Below are 20,836 nucleotides of genomic sequence, written 5' to 3' on the forward strand. Positions count from 1 at the left end.
GACGATGGATTATTTGCAGCAACCGCAGGCTATTGAAGCCAAAAGTTTTGTCATTATCGGCGAGATTATCCAGCAAACCCGCCCCGATTTTCGTTTTGCCAGCCCGCTGCATGAAGCGGTAATCAAACGGGTCATCCACACCACCGCTGATTTCGACTGGCTCGATATTCTGTGGTTTTCCAGTGATGCGCTGCAACGTCTGTGCGGGGCGATAACGCAAGGCTGCACCCTTTATACCGACACCACAATGGCGCTTTCCGGCATTAATAAGCGGCTGCTGGCGGAGTTCGGCGGCGAAGTGCGTTGCTACATCTCCGATCCGCGCGTGGTGCGTAAAGCCAAAGAGGAGGGGATCACCCGTTCGATGGCGGCGGTCGATCTGGCGCTGACGGAAGCAGAAGAGAAAATCTTTGTTTTCGGCAATGCGCCCACGGCGTTGTTCCGCCTGCTGGAACACAAGGTGCCGGTCAGCGGCGTGGTCGGTGTGCCAGTCGGTTTTGTTGGCGCTGCGGAATCGAAAGAGGCGCTGGTAGAGAGCGGTTTGCCCGCCATTGCCGCGCAGGGTCGCAAGGGCGGCAGCAATGTGGCGGCGGCGATTATTAATGCGCTGCTCTATCACTTGCAGGCGGCGCAATGAGCCAGGCCTTCGACGACCCGGTGTGGCACAACGGTAAAGCCCTGCGCAAAGGCTATACCACCGGTTCCTGCGCCACCGCAGCGGCAAAAGTCGCGGCGTTGATGGTGCTGCGCCAGCACATTATTCACCAGGTCTCGATTGTCACCCCCTCCGGCGTCACCCTGCATCTGAATGTGGAATCGCCGCATATTGAAGGTCAGCAGGCGATTGCCGCCATTCGCAAAGACGGCGGCGACGATGTGGATGCCACCCACGGCATGCTGATCTTTGCCCGCGTCACGCTCACCGAGGATGACCAGATTGTTCTGCGCGGCGGTGAAGGCGTGGGCACCGTCACCCGCAAAGGTATTGGCCTCGCTGTGGGGGAAGCGGCGATCAACCGCACGCCGCGCCAGACCATCGAAGCCGCTGTCCGCGAAGTGATTGGCCCCACGCGCGGCGCGCAGGTGGAAATTTTCGCCCCGGAAGGCGAAGAGCGGGCGAAGAAAACCTACAACGGCAGGCTCGGCATTCTTGGCGGTATTTCGATTATCGGTACCACCGGTATCGTGACGCCAATGTCGGAAGAGAGCTGGAAACGCTCGCTGTCGCTGGAGCTGGAGCTAAAACGCGCGGGCGGAATGGAACGGGTGATCCTCGTCCCGGGCAACCACGGCGAACGCTTCGTGCGTGAGCAGCTTGGCGTCTCCGGCGAGCTGGTCGTGACGATGAGCAACTTCGTTGGCTACATGATTGAAGAGGCGGTGCGTCTGGGCTACCGGCAGATCGTGCTGGTCGGCCATCCCGGCAAGCTGGTGAAAATCGCCGCCGGTATTTTTCATACCCATAGCCATATCGCGGATGCGCGGATGGAGACGCTGGTCGCACACCTGGCGCTGCTCGGCGCGCCACATGATCTGCTGCTGAAGGTCAGCGACTGCGACACCACCGAAGCGGCAATGGAGTACATCGATGCTGCCGGGTTCAGCCATCTTTACACGCATCTGGCGCAGCGGATCTGCCTGCGCATCGCGCAGATGCTGCGTTTCACGCAAAACCCGCCGCAGTGTGATGCGGTGCTGTTCTCTTTTGATAACAAAGTGCTGGGCGCGAATCGCCCGGTTGAAGAGATTGCCGGAGATCTGAAATGTTGACCATTGCCGGCATGGGGCCGGGTAACCTCGCGCTGATGACGCCGCAGGCGCTGGAGGCCGTGGCGCAGGCCGACGTGCTGGTCGGCGGCAAACGCCACCTGGCGCAGTTTGCCGATTTTCGCGGTGAAGTTCGCGTACTGGATGCTGACATCCCCGGCCTGCTGACGTGGCTTGAGCAGCAACAGCAGCGGCGCGTGGTGGTGCTGGCTTCCGGCGATCCGCTGTTTTACGGCATCGGCACCCGGCTGGTGGCGCATTTCGGTATCGGGCAGTTGCGCATTATTCCCGGCATCAGCGCCGTGCAATATCTCTGCGCGCGCACGGGTATCGATATGAATGACATCTGGCTCACCAGCAGCCACGGGCGGGCAGTGGATTTCGACGCGTTAGCCCGCGCCCACAAAGTGGCGATGGTCACTGACGCAAAGTGCGGACCAAAAGCGATTGCAGAGGCATTGCTGGCGCGCGGCGCAGAAAAGTGCTGGCTGGTGATCGGGGAAAACTTAGGGCTGGACGATGAGCGCATCCACCGGCTGCGTCCGGCGGAAGTACAGGCCGAATATGCAATGAATGTGGTGGTGATCCTCAATGAAAGATGAGCTGTTTATCCGTAGTGAAAAGGTGCCGATGACCAAAGAGGCGGTGCGTGCGCTGGCGCTGTCGAAGCTGGAGTTGCATCGCGCGCAGCACCTGATCGATATCGGCGCGGGTACCGGCAGCGTCAGCATTGAAGCGGCGCTGGCGCACCCGGGCTTGCAGGTCACCGCCATCGAGCGTAACCCGGCGGCGCTGGGCCTGCTGGAAGATAACTGCCTGCACTTTGGCTGTCGCAACATTGCCATCGTCACCGGCGCAGCGCCGCTGTTTGTCGAGCGGCTTGCCGATGCGGTGTTTATCGGCGGCAGCGGCGGCAACCTGGCGCAACTGATTGACTGGTCGCTGGCGCAGCTTCACCCCGGAGGACGGCTGGTGATGACCTTTATTTTGCAGGAGAACCTTAACAGCGCGCTCTCACACCTGCGCACCCGCCGGGTTGCCGGGCTGGATTGCCAGCAAATCCAGGTCTCCCTGCTCACCGGGCTGGGCAGCGGTCATTACTTCAAAGCGAATAACCCTGTCTTTTTGATTTCCTGCGAAAAGGAGAAGCAGCATGCCTGATAACGCTGATGCACAAACGGTCTGGTTTGTCGGCGCCGGGCCGGGCGATCGTGAACTGATCACCCTGAAAGGCTACCGGCTGTTGCAACAGGCTCAGGTGGTGATTTACGCCGGATCGCTCATCAACACCGAGCTGTTGGAATATTGCCCGGCTGGCGCGGCATGTCATGACAGCGCCGAACTGCATCTTGAGCAAATTATCGACCTGATGGAAGCCGGAGTGAAAGCCGGGAAAGTCGTGGTGCGTCTGCAAACCGGCGATGTTTCGCTTTACGGCTCGGTGCGCGAGCAGGGTGAAGAACTGACCCGGCGCGGCATCCGCTGGCAGGTCGTGCCGGGCGTCAGCGCGTTTCTCGGCGCGGCGGCAGAATTGGGCGTTGAGTACACCGTACCGGAAGTGTCGCAGAGTCTGATCATTACCCGCCTGGAAGGGCGTACGCCGGTGCCGGAGCGCGAGCAGCTTGAATCCTTCGCCAGCCATCAGACGTCGATGGCTATCTACCTTTCCGTGCAGCGCATCCATCGCGTGGCGGAGCGCTTAATCGAAGGCGGCTATCCGCAGACCACGCCGGTGGCGGTGATCTACAAAGCCACATGGCCACAGAGCCAGACGGTACGCGGCACGCTGGCGGATATCGGCGACAAAGTGCGTGAAGCTGGCATCCGTAAAACCGCGCTGATCCTCGTTGGCGCATTTCTTGGCGAGGAGTACCACTACTCGCGGCTGTATGCGGCGGATTTCAGCCATGAATACCGTAAAGCCTGAATCGATTGCGCTGTTCTGCCTGACGCCGGGTGGCGTGGCACTGGCGAACCGTCTGAAAGCGGTGCTGCCGATGACCTGTTTTACCAGCGAGAAGCTGCTCACCGACGGCTTTCAGCCTTTTGCAGGCAGCTTTGCGCAGACCTTGCGCGAGGCCTTTTGCCACTACCCGGCAGTGGTGTTTATTGGCGCAACGGGCATTGCCGTTCGGGCGATTGCTCCGCTGGTCAACGACAAATTTCTCGATCCGGCGGTGATCGTCATTGATGAACGCGGCCAGCATGCGATCAGTCTGCTTTCCGGCCACTACGGCGGCGGAAACGCGCTGACGCGTTATCTGGCGGGCGTACTGGATGCCGATCCGGTGATTACCACGGCGACCGATGTAAACGAACTGGCGGCGCTGGACACGCTGGCCTGTCAGCTTGATGCGCGGATGGACGATTTTCGCGCGGCGGTAAAGACCATCAACCACATGCTGGTCAGCGGTAAACGCATCGGCCTGTGGTGTGAAGAGGCGCTGCGTGAGGAAGTGGCAAGCTGTGATACGCGAGGTTTTATCCCCGTCACGTGCCTTGACGCTCTGCCGGAACTGGACGGGCTGGTCTGCGTCTCCCTCCGGGCGCAACTGCCTGCGCTGCCCGTGCCGGTGTTCAAGCTGGTGCCAAAGCGCGTGGTCGCGGGCATTGGCTGTCGGCGCGATACGCCTTTTGCCTTGCTGTCGGCGTTACTGCAACGCCAGTTGCAGGCGCAGGCCTTCGATCCGCTGGCGCTGCGGGCGATTGGCAGCATCAGCTTAAAGCAGGATGAGAAAGGGTTACTGCAACTGGCGGAGAGCCTGCGGGTGCCGTTTGAAATTTTTACCGCGCAGGCGCTGCGTGAGCACGAGCATCGCTTTCCGGCCTCGGACTTTGTCCGGCAGACCGCGGGCGTGGGGAGTGTTTCCGGGCCGGCAGCCTGGCTGATGAGCCAGGGGCAACTGGTCGGTGAGACCCTGCGGGAGCAGGGCGTGACAATTACTTTGGGAGTTTCGCACTGATGTTAACGGTAATCGGGATTGGCCCCGGCTCACAGGCAATGATGACCATGGAGGCCATCGAAGCGCTACAGGCAGCGGAAATTGTGGTGGGCTACAAAACCTACACGCACCTTGTTAAAGCCTTCACCGGCGATAAGCAGGTGATCAAAACCGGTATGTGCAAAGAGATTGAGCGCTGCCAGGCGGCGATTGAGCTGGCGCAGGCCGGGCATAACGTGGCGCTGGTCAGCAGCGGTGACGCCGGGATCTATGGCATGGCCGGGCTGGTACTCGAACTGGTCAACAAGCAACAGCTGGATGTGGAAGTGCGGCTGGTGCCGGGGATGACCGCCAGTATCGCCGCCGCTGCACTGCTGGGCGCGCCGTTGATGCACGACTTCTGCCATATCAGCCTGAGCGACCTGATGACGCCGTGGCCGGTTATCGAAAAACGCATTATCGCAGCCGGCGAGGCGGATTTCGTTATCTGCTTCTACAACCCGCGAAGCCGGGGCCGCGAAGGGCATCTGGCGCGGGCATTCGAACTGCTGGCGGCCAGCAAAAGCGCCAACACGCCGGTGGGCGTGGTGAAATCTGCCGGGCGCAAAAAAGAGGAAAAATGGCTGACCACGCTCGGCGAGATGGATTTTGCACCCGTTGATATGACCAGCCTGGTGATTGTCGGTAACCGCGCCACCTATGTGCAAAACGGTCTGATGATCACTCCGCGAGGCTACACCCTGTGATGGCAGGCGAGGTGCTGGTGATTGGCGGTACCAGCGATGCGCGGCTGATTTGCCAGCAACTGGATGAAGCCGGAGTGCGTTACACGCTGTCGGTCGCCACGCCGACCGGCGCGCAGCTGGCGGGCAACATTCGCGGTCAGGTGCGCTGCGGACGGCTGGAGCTGGGCGAGATGGTTAGCTGGCTCAAACAGAACGATACGCGCTGGGTGATCGATGCTTCGCACCCCTACGCCGACGTGGTCAGCCGCAATATTGCCTACGCCTGCAACGCGGCGCAGGTGTTGCTGAGCCGTTATCAGCGCCCGGAGCAACTGCCGGAGCTGCAACATCCGCTGCTGTTCAACGTCGCCACACTGGAGGAAGCCTGCGACAAAGCCCGTAATCTGGGTGAGCGTATCTTGCTGACCACCGGCAGCAAAGATCTGGCGCGCTGGCGCGACGGATTGCCGGGGAAAACGCTGCTGGCACGGGTGCTGCCCGTGGCGGATGTGCTGGCGCAGTGCGCAGAACTGGGTTTTGGCGTGGGGGAGGTCTTCGCGCTGTGCGGCCCGTTTAACGCTGAATTTAACGCCGCGTTTTATCGCCAGTACCGCGTTGAAGTGATGATCACCAAAGCCTCCGGCGCGGAAGGCGGTTATCTGGAAAAAGTACAGCCTGCGCTGGATGCTGGCATCCCGTGCATTGTGATTGCCCGGCCGCAACCGCTGGTCGTGGGCGATGAGTTACTCAACAGTCAGGATGACTTTGCCGGACGCTTGCAACGCTGGCTGGCGGCACAGTGAGGAGAACAGAATGAAGAAAGCCCTTCTGGTGGTGAGCTTTGGCACCAGCTATCGCGACACCTGTGAAAAGAACATCGTCGCCTGCGAGCGCGATCTGGCGGCAAGCTGCCCGGATCGTGCGCTGTTTCGCGCTTTTACCTCCGGGATGATCATTCGCAAGCTCAAACAGCGCGACAACCTGCATATCGACACGCCGCTGGAGGCGCTGCAAAAGCTGGCGGAGCAGGGGTATCAGGACGTGGCGATCCAGTCGCTGCACATTATCAACGGCGACGAATACGAAAAAATCGTTCGTGAAGTCCAGACACTGCGCTCGCTGTTCAAACGGCTGGTGATTGGCGCGCCGCTGCTCAACAGCCACGACGATTATCTGCATCTGATGCAGGCGCTCTCCCGGCAGATGCCGCAGGTCGCGGCCGATGAGCGCGTGGTGTTTATGGGTCACGGCGCCAGCCATCACGCTTTTGCCGCTTACGCCTGCCTCGACCATATGATGGCGGCGTACCGTTTTCCGGCGCGTGTTGGCGCGGTGGAGAGTTACCCGGAAATCGATCTGCTGATCGACGGCCTGCGTCATGAAGGGGTGAAAGCGGTGCACCTGATGCCGCTGATGCTGGTGGCGGGCGACCATGCGATCAACGACATGGCGTCCGATGACGATGATTCGTGGAAGACGCAGTTTGAGCGCGTCGGTATTGCCGCGACGCCGTGGTTACAGGGCTTAGGCGAGAATGCCGATGTGCGTGCGATGTTTGTCCAGCATCTGCATCAGGCGCTGGCGCAAGTGATGGAGGCCGCAGCATGAGCGGTAAACTTTACGCGCTGAGCACCGGTCCAGGTGCTACCGATCTGATCACCGTGCGCGGCGCGCGCATTCTTGGAAAGCTCGATGTGCTGTATGCCCCGGCCGGGCGCAAAGGCGGCGACAGCCTGGCGCTTTCCATTGTGCGCGAGTACCTCGGCGCGCAGACCGAAGTACGCTGCTGCCACTTTCCAATGAGCGCTGACAGCGCAGAAAAAGAAGCGGTGTGGGACGAGGTCGCCGCCGCGCTGGCAGCGGAAGTGCGGGCCGGTAAACAGGTGGGGTTTATTACCCTCGGCGATGCGATGCTGTTCAGCACCTGGGTATTCCTGCTGCAACGGCTTGGCCAGCCGCAGTGGCTGGAGATTGTACCAGGCGTCACGTCGTTTGCCGCCATTGCCGCGCGTGCGCAGGTGCCACTGGCGATGGAGCAACAGTCGCTGGGCGTGGTGTCCTGCACCGCGCCGGAAGATGAAATCCGCCAGGCGTTACAGCAATACGACAGCCTGGTACTGATGAAAGTCTATGGCCGTTTTGCCCGTATCAAAGCGTTGCTGGCGCAAGCGGAGCTGCTGGAGCACGCCCTGATGATGGCGGAAGCCACCCTGCCCGGCGAGCAGTGCTGGCGGCAGCTTAGCGAGGTTCGCGATGACCAGCCGCTGCCCTATTTTTCGACCATTCTGGTGAATAAACAGTGGGAGAGAAGATGAAAACGCAACAACTGAAACAGTTGTCCTGCAGCGGGCTTGCCGCGGCGCTGCTGCTGATGGTGGTGCCGCAGGAGGCCTTCGCCATGCACATTATGGAGGGGTTTCTGCCGCCGATGTGGGCGCTGGCGTGGTGGGTGCTGTTCCTGCCGTGCCTGTGGTACGGGCTGGTGTGTCTGCGCCGCATTGTGGCAGACGATACCAACCAGAAGGTACTGCTGGCGCTGTGCGGTGCGTTTATTTTTGTCCTGTCGGCGCTGAAGATCCCGTCGGTGACCGGCAGCTGCTCGCACCCGACCGGCGTCGGGCTGGCGGTAATTTTGTTTGGCCCCGGCGTGGTGGCGATTCTTGGCGCGATTGTGCTGCTGTTTCAGGCGCTGTTGCTGGCGCACGGCGGGCTGACCACGCTTGGCGCCAACGGCATGTCGATGGCGGTCATTGGCCCTGTTGTCGGCTATGTGGTGTGGAAACTGGCCTACCGGGCGGGTTTCCGCCGCGATGTGGCGGTGTTTCTCTGCGCCATGCTGGCAGATCTGGCGACCTACTTCATTACCTCGCTGCAACTGGGCGTGGCATTCCCGGATCCACAAACTGGGGCAACTGGCTCGATCGTGAAATTTATGGGCATCTTTTGCCTGACGCAAATTCCGATTGCCATCGCGGAAGGGTTGTTGACGGTGATGATTTACGATCAGCTCACCAAACGACAGTTGATCTCCGTAAGGGGGCATTAAGATGAAAAAGACCCTGATTCTGCTGGCGATGGTGATCGCCCTGATGGTGCTGCCGTTCTTTATCAATCACGGCGGTGAATATAATGGTTCCGACAACCAGGCGGAAAGCCAGATCCTGGCGATTGCGCCCCATTACCAGCCGTGGTTCCAGCCGCTGTATGCGCCAGCAAGCGGCGAAATTGAAAGCCTGCTTTTTACCCTGCAAGGCTCGATTGGCACAGCGGTCATTTTCTATATCCTCGGTTATATGAAAGGCAGGCAGCGTGATCGCAAACGGTCTTGATCGGCTGAGCTACCAGAGCCGCTGGTTTCACGTGGCGCCGGAGCGTAAATTCCTGTTCTGGTTATTGATGATGGTGCTGGCCTTTTCTCTGCCGCCGTTCGGGCAGGGAGTGTTGCTGGTAGCGCTGGCGATGTTCACCTGCTGGCTGCTGCGCGTCTCGCTCTGGCGCTGGCTGCGCTGGATGGCTCTGCCGATGGGCTTTTTGCTGGTTGGTGTGGTGACAATTCTGTTCAGCGTGACGCGTGAGCCGCAGCCGTTATTGTATGGCGTGCATCTGGGCAGCGTCTGGATCGGCGTAACGCCGCAGGGGCTGGCATCAGCCAACAGCACGTTATGGCGCAGTCTCGCCGCGCTGGCGGCAACCTTCTGGCTGGTGCTCAATCTGACCTTTCCGCAACTGATTGTCTTGCTCAAACGCGGGCGCGTGCCGCGATTGCTGACCGAACAGATCCTGCTCACCTGGCGCTTTATTTTTATTCTGCTCGAAGAGGCGGCGGCGCTTCATCGTGCGCAAACACTGCGCTTTGGTTATCGTACCTTGCCGCTGAGCTACCGTTCGTTGGCGATGCTGGTGAGCCTGTTATTTACCCGCGTGCTGTTGCGCTACAAAGCGCTGGTGACCACGCTGGATATCAAACTTTATCAGGGTGATTTTCACCTGTAGGGACAAGGCATGCTGGCATGTGAAAATCTGTGGTTCAGCTACCAGGATGCGCCGACGCTGCAAGGGCTGACGCTCGATTTTTCCCGCCAGCCGGTGACCGGGCTGATCGGCGCGAACGGCTGCGGTAAATCGACGCTGTTTATGAACCTGAGTGGTATCCTGCGCCCGCAAAAAGGGGCGGTGCTGTGGCAGGGAAAACCGCTCGATTACAGCAAGCGCGGGCTGCTGGCGCTGCGCCAGCAGGTGACTACTGTATTTCAGGATCCCGATCAGCAGATCTTCTATACCGATATCGACAGCGACATCGTCTTTAGCCTGCGCAACATTGGCGTGGAGGAAGCGGAGATCGCGCGCCGCGTCGATGACGCCCTGACGCTTGTGGATGCGCACTCCTTCCGTCAGCAGCCAATCCAGTGCCTGAGTCACGGGCAGAAAAAGCGTGTCGCTATCGCTGGCGCGCTGGTGATGCAGGCAAAATATCTGCTGCTGGATGAGCCCACAGCGGGTCTTGATCCCGCCGGGCGCGCGCAGATGATCGCGATCATCCGCCGTATTGTCGCGCAGGGGAATCATGTGGTGATCTCCAGCCACGATATTGATTTGATTTATGAAATTTGTGATGCAGTCTATGTGCTGCATCACGGCGAATGCCTGACGCAGGGAACGCCCGGCGAGGTGTTTGCCCGCCGCGCGCTGGTTGAGAAAGCCGGTCTGACGCAGCCGTGGCTGGTAAAACTGCACAGCGAGCTGGGTTTGCCGCTGTGTAAAAGTGAAGATGAATTTTATGCCCGCATGCGGGCGATGCGGGTTAAGGAGGCGTCATGACGCTGGCAATTATGTTGCAGGGCACCGCCTCAGATGTAGGTAAAAGCGTGCTGGTGGCCGGGCTGTGCCGCATTTTTTATCAGGATGGGCTGAAAACCGCCCCCTTTAAATCGCAGAATATGGCGCTCAATTCCGGTATCACGCCGGATGGCCAGGAGATGGGGCGCGCGCAAATATTCCAGGCGGAAGCGGCGGGTATCGTGCCGGATGTGCGTATGAACCCGGTGTTGCTTAAACCCACCAGCGACCGTAAAGCGCAGGTGGTGTTGATGGGCAAGGTGGCGACCGACATGGATGCCGTCAGCTATCACGACTACAAACCCCATCTGCGTGCTCAAATTATGCGCGTCTGGCAAAGCCTGGCGCAGGAATACGAGGCGCTGGTGCTGGAAGGGGCAGGCAGCCCGGCGGAGATCAACCTGCGCGATCGGGATATCGTCAATATGGGCATGGCGGAGATGGCAGCCTGCCCGGTTATCCTGGTGGCGGATATCGATCGCGGCGGCGTTTTTGCGGCCATTTACGGCACGCTGGCGCTGCTCCAGCCGCATGAACGCTGGCGAGTAAAAGGGGTGATCATCAATAAATTTCGCGGTGACGTCGTGCTACTGACGCCGGGCATAAAACAGATTGAAGAACTGACGGGCGTTCCGGTTATCGGTGTGATGCCGTGGCTGGAGGTCGATCTCGAAGATGAAGATGGCGTGGCGCTGCAACGTGGCAAATACCTGAACACCGCCGAGCGGGCGTTGGATATTGCGGTGGTGCAGTTTCCGCATATTTCCAACTTCACCGATTTTAACGCGCTGGCCGCGCAGCCGGATGTGCGCGTGCACTACGTGCGCTCGCCCGATGCCTTGCAGGACGCGGATCTGGTGATTTTACCGGGCAGTAAAAACACCCTTGGCGATCTGAACTGGCTGCGCGAAAGCGGGCTGGCGAAATCGGTGCTTGCCAGGCATCGCGCGGGCGTTCCGACGATCGGCGTTTGCGGTGGTTATCAGATGCTCGGCGAGACGATCGTCGATGAGGTGGAATCCGGGCTGGGTACGCAGCCGGGGCTGGGGTTGCTCAATACCGTGACCCATTTCGCACAGGATAAAACCACCACGCTTGTTGAGGCCCGTTTGCAGGAGACGCTGCCCGGCTGGCTGGCGAACTGCGCCGGGCTGGCGCTGCGCGGATATGAGATTCATATGGGCGAAACAACGTTGCAAAGCGGTTGTCGTCCGGCGCTGTGGTTAGAGAAAAACGGTCAGCGCGTGGCGGATGGTGCGGTCAGCGATGACGGTCTGGTGTTTGGCACTTATCTGCACGGCCTGTTTGACAGCGATGCGTTTACCCGCACGTTGCTGAATGGCCTGCGCGAGCGTAAAGGATTGGGGCCGCTCGATATCGCCGTAAATTATGCCGATTATAAAGCGCAGCAGTTTGATATCCTCGCCGACGCCATGCGCAAGCATGTCGATATCGATCGTATCTACCAGATTATGCAGCAACATCAGGAGCAAACATGTTAACCCTTGTTACCGGCGGGGCGCGCAGCGGCAAGAGCCGCCACGCCGAGTCGCTGGTTGCAGACGCCAGCCGCGTACTCTATATCGCCACTTCGCAGATCTTTGATCAGGAGATGGCGGCACGTATTGCGCACCACCGGGCGAGCCGTCCGGCCCACTGGCGTACCGAAGAGCGCTGGCAGCAGCTGGCAGAAATCATTACTCCCGACAACGATAGCCGCGAAGCCGTGCTGCTGGAGTGCATCACTACGCTGACGACCAATCTGCTGTTTGCCTTTGGCGGCGAGAGTGACCCGGAACAGTGGGATTACGCCGCGCTGGAAACGCAGGTGCAGCAGGAAATTGAGGCGCTGATAGCCGCCTGCGCGGCCTGCCCGTCGCCGGTGGTGCTGGTCACCAATGAAGTGGGGATGGGGATTGTGCCGGAAAACCGCCTCGCGCGGCATTTCCGCGATATTGCCGGGCGTGTCAATCAGCGGCTGGCGCAGGCGGCGGATCACGTCTGGCTGGTGGTGTCCGGGATAGGAGTCAAAATCAAATGAAACTGTTCTTCGCCACGCTGTCATTTATCAGCCGTCTGCCGATGCCGGAGCGCTGGGTGCAGGGGCTGGATGTCGCCGATTATGTGCGCGGGATTGTCACTTTTCCCCTCGTCGGCGTACTGCTGGGCGCTATTAGCGGCGGCGTACTGGTGATATTGCAGCCGTGGTGCGGCGCACCGCTGGCGGCGCTGTTCTGCGTGCTGGCGCTGGCGTTGCTGACCGGCGGGTTTCATCTTGATGGCCTTGCCGATACCTGCGACGGCGTTTTTTCCGCCCGGCGGCGTGAGCGGATGCTGGAGATCATGCGCGACAGCCGTCTCGGCACGCATGGCGGTCTGGCGCTGGTGTTTGTGCTGGCAGCGAAAATCCTCACTCTTAGCGAACTGCAACTGCGTGACGCGCCGATGATCGCGGCGCTGGCGGCGGCCTGTGCCGCCGGGCGCGGCTGCGCGGTGCTACTGATGTTCGGTCATCGCTACGCCCGCGAAGAGGGGCTCGGCAATCTGTTTATCGGCAAAGTGTCGGGGCGCGATACGTCAGTCACGCTCATCATTACCGCGCTGGTCACGCTTGGGCTGCTGGGCGCGAAAGGGATCGTGGCGCTGCTGGTGACTCTGGCGGCGGTATTTCTGCTCGGGCAGATGTTGAAGCGCACGCTTGGCGGGCAGACCGGCGATACGCTCGGCGCCGCCATTGAGCTTGGCGAACTGATTTTTCTTCTGGCGCTGTTATAAACAGCCCACAACATAATGAGAAACAGCATGCAGACATTAACGACATTACTGGCAAGCATTCCGGTACCCGATGACGTGGCGATGGCGCAGGCCCGGGTTCATCTGGATGGTTTACTGAAGCCGCCAGGCAGCCTGGGGCGACTGGAAGTATTAGCGGTACAACTGGCCGGTATGCCGGGGCTGAATGGTACGCCGCAGATCGCTGAAAAAGCGATTGTGGTGATGTGCGCCGATCACGGTGTCTGGCATGAAGGCGTGGCGATTTCACCGCAGGTGGTGACCGCAATTCAGGCGGCGAACATGACGCAAGGCACCACGGGTGTTTGTGTGCTGGCGGCGCAAGCTGGAGCAAAAGTGCACGTACTGGACGTCGGTATTGATGCCGATCCGATCCCGGGCCTCGTCAATATGAAGGTAGCGCGCGGCAGCGGGAATATCGCCAGCGGCCCGGCGATGAGCCGCAGTCAGGCGCAGGAACTGCTGCTGGAAACGATGCGCTATACCCGCGAGCTGGCAGCGCAGGGCGTGACGCTGTTTGGCGTCGGCGAACTGGGGATGGCCAACACCACGCCAGCCGCAGCGATTGTCAGCGTGCTGACCGGTGAAGAGCCGGAATCGGTGGTGGGTATTGGCGCCAATCTGCCGGAAACGCTGCTCGGGCATAAAGCGCAGGTGGTGCGCAGAGCCATTGCAGTGAACCAGCCGGATGTTGCCGATGGCCTTGATGTGCTGGCGAAAGTGGGCGGTTATGATCTGCTTGGCATGACCGGGGTGATCCTCGGCGCGGCAACCTGCGGTTTGCCGGTGGTGCTCGATGGTTTCCTCTCTTACGCCTCGGCGCTGGCCGCCTGCCGTATCGCGCCGCAGGTGAAGCCGTATCTGATCCCGTCGCATCTCTCAGCCGAAAAAGGTGCGCGCATTGCGCTCGAACATTTAGGCCTGGAGCCCTATTTCAATATGGGCATGCGACTGGGGGAAGGCAGTGGTGCGGCGCTGGCGATGCAACTGGTGGATGCTGCCTGCGCGATTTACAACAAGATGGGCACGCTGGCGGCGAGCAATATCGTATTACCGGAAACGAAATAGAATTTTGCCGGATGGCGCGAAGCGCTTATCCGTCCTGTGAAGCGGGTTCGCTTACCGTAGGCCGGATAAGGCGAAGCCGCTATCCGGCAACTCACCCTTCCTGTTGCATCACCTGCAACAGCGTATCCAGCAGCCCCGGGAAGCAGGCGTCCAGATCTTCCCGGCGCAGCGAAATCATATTTTCCCGCCCCTGCGGGCGCTGCCAGACCACGCCGCTGTCGCGCAGTACGCGCCAGTGATGCGTCATGGTCGATTTCGCCACATCCTGCGGCCGCAACGTATTACAGCTCAGTTCAGCCCCATCGGCGAGCCGTTTGATCATCGCCAGGCGCAGCGGGTTGCCGAGGGCGAAGAGCACATTTTCCAGGCGGAATTGCTCACGTTCTGGGTGGTTAGCGATCATAATATTCCTGTGTGGCGATGGCCTGGTGTAAGAACGTCGCGGCCGGGCCGGTACTATACGCAAACTCGATTTTTAAAGCCACGACCTCAATCGTGGCCCAACCAATCGTAATAATAGCAAAAATAGTTCGAATATACTCGTACAGTTGTACTATGATACATGCCAATGAACTGCGGCCAATTCCGGCCGTGAACTGATAGTCAAATGACTAAGGACGCATCATGCCCCGACCCATCCCCCTCGAACGTTATCGCAACATCGGTATCTCCGCGCATATCGATGCCGGTAAAACCACTACCACCGAGCGCATCCTGTTTTACACCGGGATGAGCCACAAGCTGGGGGAAGTACACGATGGCGCGGCAACAACCGACTGGATGGCGCAGGAGCAGGAGCGCGGGATCACCATTACTTCCGCTGCAGTGAGCTGCTTCTGGCCCGGAATGGACAGAAGTTATGAGCCGCACCGCATCAACATTATCGACACCCCCGGGCACGTGGATTTCACCATTGAAGTGGAACGTTCCATGCGCGTGCTCGACGGCGCAGTGATGGTGTATGACTCGGTAGGCGGTGTGCAGCCGCAATCGGAAACCGTCTGGCGCCAGGCCAACAAATATCACGTGCCGCGTCTGGCTTTCGTCAACAAGATGGACCGCCCCGGTGCGGATTTCTTCCGCGTGGTGCAGATGATGATCGATCGTCTGAAAGCCAATCCGGTGCCGATCGTCATCCCGATTGGCGCTGAAGAGCATTTCACCGGCGTAGTGGATTTGATCAAAATGCGTGAAATCATCTGGGATGACGCCACGCAGGGTATGGTTTTCAGCTACGCGCCAGTGCCGGAAGAATTACAGGCAACCGCGCTGGAGTGGCGTGAAAAAATGGTCTCTGCGGCGGCGGAAGCCAGCGAAGAGCTGATGGATAAATATCTGGAAACCGGTTCGCTGGACGAAGCCGACATTATTGCCGGTCTGCGCAAACGTACGATCGCCGGTGAGATCCAGCCGATGCTGTGCGGCAGCGCCTTTAAAAACAAAGGAGTGCAGCGCATGCTTGATGCGGTTGTCGAACTGATGCCGTCGCCGCTGGATATTCCTGCCATTCAGGGCGTGGATGAAAAAGGCCAACCGGCGGAACGTCACCCGAGCGATGACGAACCGTTCTCGGCGCTGGCGTTTAAACTGATGACTGACCCGTATGTCGGCCAGCTCACTTTTATCCGCGTCTATTCCGGCGTGCTGAAAAAAGGCGATGCGGTCTACAACCCGGTTAAGGGTAAGAAAGAGCGTATCGGGCGTATCGTGCAGATGCATGCCAACGATCGTCATGAAGTGGATGAACTGCGCGCGGGCGATATCGCAGCCTGTGTCGGGCTGAAAGATGTCACCACTGGCGATACCTTAAGTGACCCGGATGCGGTGATCACGTTGGAACGTATGGAATTCCCGGAGCCGGTGATTTCGCTGGCTATCGAGCCGAAAACCAAAGCGGACCAGGAAAAAATGGGTATCGCGCTGCAACGGCTGGCCTCTGAAGACCCGTCATTCCGTCTGCACACGGATGAAGAGTCCGGCCAGACGATCATTTCCGGTATGGGCGAACTGCATCTGGAGATTATCGTCGACCGTATGAAACGCGAATTCGGCGTGGAAGCGAACATCGGTCGCCCGCAGGTGACTTACCGTGAAACGCTGCGTAAAACGGTGAAAGACATTGAAGGCAAGTTTGTTCGCCAGTCCGGTGGTAAAGGGCAGTATGGCCACGTGGTGCTGACGCTCGAACCGCTGGAGCCGGGTAGCGGCTTTGTCTTTGAAGACGCCACCAAAGGCGGCGTGGTGCCGCGCGAGTATATTCCATCCGTGGAGAAAGGGCTGCGCGAAGCCATGAACAGCGGTGTGCTGGCCGGTTATCCGGTGGTGGATGTGAAAGCGACGCTGACCTTCGGTTCCTACCACGATGTCGACTCGTCGGAAATGGCGTTCCGCATGGCGGCCATCTTTGGTTTCAAAGAGGGCGCGCGCAAAGCGGATCCGGCTATTCTGGAGCCGGTGATGCATGTGGAAGTGGAAACGCCGGAAGAGTACGCCGGTAACATTATGGGCGATCTCTCTTCCCGTCGCGGTATGGTGCAGGGCATGGAAGAGCGCTTCGGCAGCCAGATTATCCGCGCTGACGTGCCGCTGGCCGAGATGTTCGGTTACTCCACCACGCTGCGATCCATGTCGCAGGGGCGTGCAACCTACAGCATGGAGTTCCACCACTACGCGGAAGCGCCGCGCAATGTGGCGGATGAGATCATCGCCAGCCGCGCCAAAGCCTGACATGATATTCTGACCCCAAACCCCGCTGCGGCGGGGTTTTTTATTGCCCGTACAGTATTCGCTACGCACGATAAACCGGTCGCGCTCGTTTTATCGCTGCGTCATAACGTGCTGTAAAAAAGCAGAAAATGCACAAAGCGGGCTATGCTTATCCTGTCTTCGCCGTTTTTAAGGAATGCTGCCATGCGCCGTGTAAAACTGCTTTGCTGCCTGCTTGCCCTGATCTCCACCCGCGCTGCGCTGGCGGTCAGCTACCCTTTGCCGCCCGAGGGCAGCCGGCTGGTGGGAAGCCCGCAAACCATCACTATCGAGCAGGGCAATACGTTGCCGCTGGAAGCCTTTGCCGCGAAATACGGGCAAGGGTTGAGCAATTTGCTGGAAGCGAACCCCGATGCTGATCCGTTCTTGCCGAAAGCGGGTTCGCAGCTGATTATTCCGCAGCAGATCATCTTGCCCGATACGGTACGTGAAGGCATTGTTGTCAACGTCGCGGAGATGCGCCTCTACTATTACCCGAAAGAGAGCAACACGGTGGAGATCATGCCGATTGGCATTGGTCAGGCGGGGCGCGAAACGCCGCGCAACTGGGTTACCGCAGTGGAACGTAAACAAGAAGGGCCGACCTGGACGCCGACGCCAAACACCCGTAAAGCCTATGCTGCAGAGGGGAAAACCTTGCCCGCTTTTGTGCCCGCCGGGCCGGATAACCCGATGGGGCTGTATGCCATCTATATCGGCAAGCTGTATGCCATTCACGGTACTAATGCCAACTTCGGTATTGGTTTACGCGTCAGCCAGGGCTGTATTCGCCTGCGTAATGCAGATATCAAATATCTGTTTGATAACGTTCCGGTCGGGACGCGCGTGCAGGTTATCGATCAACCGGTGAAAATGACCACCGAGCCAGACGGCAGCCGCTGGCTGGAGGTTCACGAACCGCTCTCGCGCAATCGCACGGAATTTGAATCCAGCAATAAAGTTCCGCTCCCGGCCACGCCGGTACTGCATGCGCTGATGAAAGGCGATGAGGTTAATGCCAGCCGGGCATCAGCCGAGCTTGAACGCCGTTCAGGGATGCCGGTGAATATCAGTATTCAGACCGGGCAGATTGATAAACAGCGCCTGTAGCGGCGCGATTTTAGTATTGAAATATCCTGAAAAATAAAATCCACAAAGTGAAGTAATTGTGGGTTATTTATGTTTTTATTTTTGTTGAATAATGATTTTGTTATTTCGTTTTATTTCAACGCACGGAATGTCAATATAAAACGCTGCGGCCGGACGGTAGGATACTCCTTCCTGTCCTGTATTCGTGTTCCGGCCCAAGGCAATAAAGTAATGAGAATTCCGGCAGTAAATAAACAAGCCATGACCTTACTGGCTTCTCTGGTATTAACCAGTTGCGCCACATCTGAGGGGCTTCACACTCACAACAAAATGTTAAACCCGGATTCGCTGGCGGCGAAAAATACCCTGTCGCAGGTCACGTTAAGCCCGGCAAACTGGCCCAAAGGCAACTGGTGGCAGCGTTTTAACGATCCGCAACTTGATGTGCTGATCCGCGACGGACTCGCGTCCAGCCCCAGCTTGCAGGAAGCGAACGCCCGTGCGGATCAGGCCAATGCCACGGTAGTCAGCGCCAGAGCAGAGCAACTACCTGATATTAATATGGATACCAGCATTACCCGTTCCCGCGTCGCGCGCGTTGATGATCCTTTGCTGGTGGGTAAAACTTACAGCACGCTGCGCACCGCCTCGCTCAGCACCAGCTACACGCTGGATTTATGGGGCGGTAAGAAAGCGGCCTGGCAGGCGGCGTTAGGCAATGCCAAAGCGGCGGAGCTGGATAAACAAGCTGCCGCGCTCAGTTTATCGGCCAATATTGCCCGCGCATGGAATAATTTAAATGTCGACTGGAAATTAGAAAAAATAGCGGCCGCTAATGCCGAACGTCTGGCAAAAATAAGCGATATCCAGCGTCAGTTTTATCACGGTGGTATTTCACCGGAATATCAATATAAACAGGCAATGGCTAACGATAAAGATGCGCAGACCGCATTATTACAGGCGCAGGAAAATGTCACCGCAGCGGGAATTAAGTTATCCACGCTGGTCGGTAAGGGACCGGATTATTGGCACCATCTGAAACCGTCAGAGAGCAATCCGGCAATGCAAACGACGCTGCCGTCGACGATTCCGGCTGAGTTAGTCGGGCGCAGGCCGGATGTGGTTGCCGCGCGCTGGCGCGTTGAAGCGGCGGAAAAACAGATAAAAGCCACGAAAACCGAGTTCTACCCCAATATCAACCTCGTTGCCGAAGCCGGGACGCGCAATCTTCTCGGCGATGCGTTTGTCGGCGCGCCGAGTCGGTTTTTCAATGTCGGGCCGACGCTTTCGCTGCCGATTTTCGACGGCGGGAAACGGCGGGCGGATTTGGCGGGCAGCAACGCAGAGTGGGATCTGGCGGTCGCTCACTATAACAGCCTGCTGATTTCATCACTGGGCGATATCAGCACTTCTATTGTGAATCTGAAATCGTTGGAGCAGCAGATTGTACAAACGGAAGATGCCGATAAACTCGCGCACAGTGCGTGGGATGACGTTTCCGCCCAATTTAAAGCCGGATTGCGTCCGTGGCTGGACGTCCTCTCATTACAGGATCAACTGCTGGCGTCAGATCGCAGCGTTGCACAGTTGCAAGCCGACATGATGGACCAGAATATTTTACTGATTGAACAGCTTGGCGGTGGGTTAATTACCCAGCCCGCAAAGGCCATCAATTAATTTGATGCTTAATGTTAAATAAATGATATTTATTTGTATCGGATAGTGCGTAGAGTAGGGGAGTCAAAGGCAGGATAAGCGGGGTATATATCGGTATGCGACCTAAATATATTCCGCCTGCCGCGTTTTTCCTAAAAGGACCCCCGAAGCCATGAAAAAGATCGGATTTTTGACCTTTGGTCACTGGACGCCTTCAGCACAATCCGCCACTCGCTCAGCCGCTGATGCGCTGTTGCAATCCATTGATCTGGCGGTTGCCGCTGAAGAGCTGGGTGCGGACGGCGCCTATTTCCGTGTCCACCATTTCGCCCGTCAGCTCAGTTCTCCTTTCCCGCTGCTGGCAGCCATCGGTGCCAAAACCCGCAATATCGAGATCGGCACCGGTGTCATTGATATGCGCTATGAAAACCCGCTCTATATGGCCGAAGACGCAGGCGCGGCGGATCTCATTTCCGGCGGTCGCCTGCAACTGGGGATCAGCCGGGGTTCACCGGAGCAGGTGATTGATGGCTGGCGCTATTTCGGTTATCAACCTGCCGAAGGCGAAAGCGAGGCCGACATGGCGCGTCATCGCACCGAAACGCTGCTGGAGATCCTGAAGGGAGAAGAGTTCGCTACGCCAAATCCGCAGCCGATGTTTCCGAATCCGCCGGGGCTTTTACGTCTGGAACCCTATTCTGCAGGCTTGCGCGAGCGTATCTGGTGGGGGGCAGGTTCAAATGCAACCGCTGCCTGGGCTGCAAAACTGGGGATGAATTTGCAAAGCTCGACGCTGAAAAATGATGAAACCGGCGAGCCGTTCCACATTCAGCAGGCGCAGCAGATCCGCGCGTATCGTGCGGCCTGGGCGGAAGCGGGGCACCAGCGTACGCCGCGCGTTTCCGTTAGCCGCAGCATTTTTGCGTTGATGGACGATCGCGACCGCGCTTATTTCGGCAGCAGCCGCAACGATCAGGACCAGGTGGGTTTCCTTGATGAGAAAACCCGCGCGATCTTTGGCCGTAGCTACGCGGCAGAGCCGGAAAAACTGGTTGAAATGCTGAAACAGGACGAGGCGATTGCCGAAGCCGATACCCTATTGTTGACCGTGCCGAATCAGTTGGGCGTTGATTACAACGCGCATGTTATCGAATCAATTCTTAAACATGTGGCCCCGGCTATGGGCTGGCGCGATTAATATGAAAAAACAGGCGT

General features: G+C 58.7%; 23 protein-coding genes. 22 read left to right on the forward strand and 1 reads right to left on the reverse strand.

Annotated features, from left to right (window positions below):
• The first annotated feature begins 4 nt into the window (after window positions 1-4).
• The 18 genes from Y71_RS09445 to cobT are packed head-to-tail and all read left to right on the forward strand — an operon-like array spanning window position 5 to window position 14,131.
• Window positions 5-637, forward strand: a complete 633-nt coding sequence (locus Y71_RS09445) for a cobalt-precorrin-8 methylmutase (RefSeq protein WP_007371317.1) — start codon at window positions 5-7, stop codon at window positions 635-637.
• Entirely contained in the window at window positions 634-1,770 is a 1,137-nt protein-coding gene (gene cbiD / locus Y71_RS09450) for a cobalt-precorrin-5B (C(1))-methyltransferase CbiD (protein ID WP_007371318.1), read from the forward strand. The genes Y71_RS09445 and cbiD overlap by 4 nt, the downstream gene beginning before the upstream one ends.
• Window positions 1,764-2,369 (forward strand): cobalt-precorrin-7 (C(5))-methyltransferase, encoded by a 606-nt coding sequence (locus Y71_RS09455; RefSeq protein ID WP_007371319.1) that lies wholly within the window; start codon window positions 1,764-1,766, stop codon window positions 2,367-2,369. Before cbiD ends, Y71_RS09455 begins: the two co-directional genes overlap by 7 nt.
• On the forward strand, window positions 2,359-2,928 hold the full coding sequence (locus Y71_RS09460) for a decarboxylating cobalt-precorrin-6B (C(15))-methyltransferase (RefSeq protein ID WP_007371320.1): 570 nt from the start codon (window positions 2,359-2,361) through the stop codon (window positions 2,926-2,928). The genes Y71_RS09455 and Y71_RS09460 overlap by 11 nt, the downstream gene beginning before the upstream one ends.
• Window positions 2,921-3,694 carry a cobalt-precorrin-4 methyltransferase gene (locus Y71_RS09465; protein WP_007371321.1) on the forward strand — a complete coding sequence of 258 codons (774 nt, stop codon included), beginning with the start codon at window positions 2,921-2,923 and terminating at the stop codon, window positions 3,692-3,694. Before Y71_RS09460 ends, Y71_RS09465 begins: the two co-directional genes overlap by 8 nt.
• Complete coding sequence (gene cbiG / locus Y71_RS09470; RefSeq protein WP_007371322.1) at window positions 3,675-4,730, forward strand: cobalt-precorrin 5A hydrolase; 1,056 nt, start codon at window positions 3,675-3,677, stop codon at window positions 4,728-4,730. The genes Y71_RS09465 and cbiG overlap by 20 nt, the downstream gene beginning before the upstream one ends.
• Window positions 4,730-5,455: a precorrin-3B C(17)-methyltransferase gene (locus Y71_RS09475; RefSeq protein ID WP_007371323.1), complete on the forward strand. Its 726-nt coding sequence runs from the start codon at window positions 4,730-4,732 to the stop codon at window positions 5,453-5,455. The genes cbiG and Y71_RS09475 overlap by 1 nt, the downstream gene beginning before the upstream one ends.
• On the forward strand, window positions 5,455-6,237 hold the full coding sequence (locus Y71_RS09480; protein WP_035942183.1) for a cobalt-precorrin-6A reductase: 783 nt from the start codon (window positions 5,455-5,457) through the stop codon (window positions 6,235-6,237). The genes Y71_RS09475 and Y71_RS09480 overlap by 1 nt, the downstream gene beginning before the upstream one ends.
• Before the next feature lie 10 nt (window positions 6,238-6,247).
• Entirely contained in the window at window positions 6,248-7,042 is a 795-nt protein-coding gene (cbiK, locus tag Y71_RS09485) for a sirohydrochlorin cobaltochelatase (protein ID WP_007371325.1), read from the forward strand.
• The gene (locus Y71_RS09490) at window positions 7,039-7,749 is read left to right on the forward strand and encodes a cobalt-factor II C(20)-methyltransferase (protein WP_007371326.1); all 711 of its coding nucleotides are present in this window, start codon (window positions 7,039-7,041) and stop codon (window positions 7,747-7,749) included. Before cbiK ends, Y71_RS09490 begins: the two co-directional genes overlap by 4 nt.
• Window positions 7,746-8,480, forward strand: coding sequence for a cobalt ECF transporter S component CbiM (cbiM, locus tag Y71_RS09495; protein ID WP_035942186.1), 735 nt, complete (start codon window positions 7,746-7,748; stop codon window positions 8,478-8,480). The genes Y71_RS09490 and cbiM overlap by 4 nt, the downstream gene beginning before the upstream one ends.
• Window position 8,481: 1 nt before the next feature.
• Window positions 8,482-8,763 (forward strand): energy-coupling factor ABC transporter substrate-binding protein, encoded by a 282-nt coding sequence (locus Y71_RS09500; protein WP_007371328.1) that lies wholly within the window; start codon window positions 8,482-8,484, stop codon window positions 8,761-8,763.
• The gene (locus Y71_RS09505) at window positions 8,747-9,427 is read left to right on the forward strand and encodes an energy-coupling factor ABC transporter transmembrane protein (RefSeq protein WP_035942415.1); all 681 of its coding nucleotides are present in this window, start codon (window positions 8,747-8,749) and stop codon (window positions 9,425-9,427) included. The genes Y71_RS09500 and Y71_RS09505 overlap by 17 nt, the downstream gene beginning before the upstream one ends.
• A 9-nt stretch (window positions 9,428-9,436) precedes the next feature.
• Window positions 9,437-10,252: an energy-coupling factor ABC transporter ATP-binding protein gene (locus Y71_RS09510; RefSeq protein ID WP_007371330.1), complete on the forward strand. Its 816-nt coding sequence runs from the start codon at window positions 9,437-9,439 to the stop codon at window positions 10,250-10,252.
• Window positions 10,249-11,772 (forward strand): cobyric acid synthase, encoded by a 1,524-nt coding sequence (locus tag Y71_RS09515; RefSeq protein WP_007371331.1) that lies wholly within the window; start codon window positions 10,249-10,251, stop codon window positions 11,770-11,772. Before Y71_RS09510 ends, Y71_RS09515 begins: the two co-directional genes overlap by 4 nt.
• Window positions 11,766-12,311 (forward strand): bifunctional adenosylcobinamide kinase/adenosylcobinamide-phosphate guanylyltransferase, encoded by a 546-nt coding sequence (cobU, locus tag Y71_RS09520; RefSeq protein ID WP_007371332.1) that lies wholly within the window; start codon window positions 11,766-11,768, stop codon window positions 12,309-12,311. The genes Y71_RS09515 and cobU overlap by 7 nt, the downstream gene beginning before the upstream one ends.
• Window positions 12,308-13,045 carry an adenosylcobinamide-GDP ribazoletransferase gene (gene cobS / locus Y71_RS09525; protein ID WP_007371333.1) on the forward strand — a complete coding sequence of 246 codons (738 nt, stop codon included), beginning with the start codon at window positions 12,308-12,310 and terminating at the stop codon, window positions 13,043-13,045. Before cobU ends, cobS begins: the two co-directional genes overlap by 4 nt.
• Before the next feature lie 27 nt (window positions 13,046-13,072).
• Entirely contained in the window at window positions 13,073-14,131 is a 1,059-nt protein-coding gene (gene cobT, locus Y71_RS09530) for a nicotinate-nucleotide--dimethylbenzimidazole phosphoribosyltransferase (RefSeq protein WP_007371334.1), read from the forward strand.
• 91 nt (window positions 14,132-14,222) lie between these two features.
• Here cobT and Y71_RS09535 read toward each other — a convergent pair whose 3' ends face one another.
• On the reverse strand, window positions 14,223-14,534 hold the full coding sequence (locus Y71_RS09535) for an ArsR/SmtB family transcription factor (RefSeq protein WP_007371335.1): 312 nt from the start codon (window positions 14,532-14,534) through the stop codon (window positions 14,223-14,225).
• A gap of 221 nt (window positions 14,535-14,755) precedes the next feature.
• Here Y71_RS09535 and fusA point away from each other — a divergent pair, with 221 nt between their 5' ends.
• The 4 genes from fusA to Y71_RS09555 all read left to right on the forward strand — a co-directional run bounded on the left by fusA (window position 14,756) and on the right by Y71_RS09555 (window position 20,819).
• Window positions 14,756-16,858, forward strand: coding sequence for an elongation factor G (fusA, locus tag Y71_RS09540; RefSeq protein ID WP_007371336.1), 2,103 nt, complete (start codon window positions 14,756-14,758; stop codon window positions 16,856-16,858).
• A 183-nt stretch (window positions 16,859-17,041) separates the two neighbouring features.
• On the forward strand, window positions 17,042-17,986 hold the full coding sequence (ldtA, locus tag Y71_RS09545) for a L,D-transpeptidase (protein WP_007371337.1): 945 nt from the start codon (window positions 17,042-17,044) through the stop codon (window positions 17,984-17,986).
• 210 nt (window positions 17,987-18,196) lie between these two features.
• A complete protein-coding gene (locus Y71_RS09550) occupies window positions 18,197-19,642 on the forward strand; it encodes an efflux transporter outer membrane subunit (RefSeq protein ID WP_007371338.1) in 1,446 nt (481 codons plus the stop codon).
• Window positions 19,643-19,793: 151 nt separating this feature from the next.
• Window positions 19,794-20,819 (forward strand): LLM class flavin-dependent oxidoreductase, encoded by a 1,026-nt coding sequence (locus Y71_RS09555; RefSeq protein ID WP_007371339.1) that lies wholly within the window; start codon window positions 19,794-19,796, stop codon window positions 20,817-20,819.
• Window positions 20,820-20,836: the final 17 nt, after the last annotated feature.

This window comes from Kosakonia radicincitans DSM 16656 (genome assembly GCF_000280495.2).
GTDB lineage: Bacteria > Pseudomonadota > Gammaproteobacteria > Enterobacterales > Enterobacteriaceae > Kosakonia > Kosakonia radicincitans.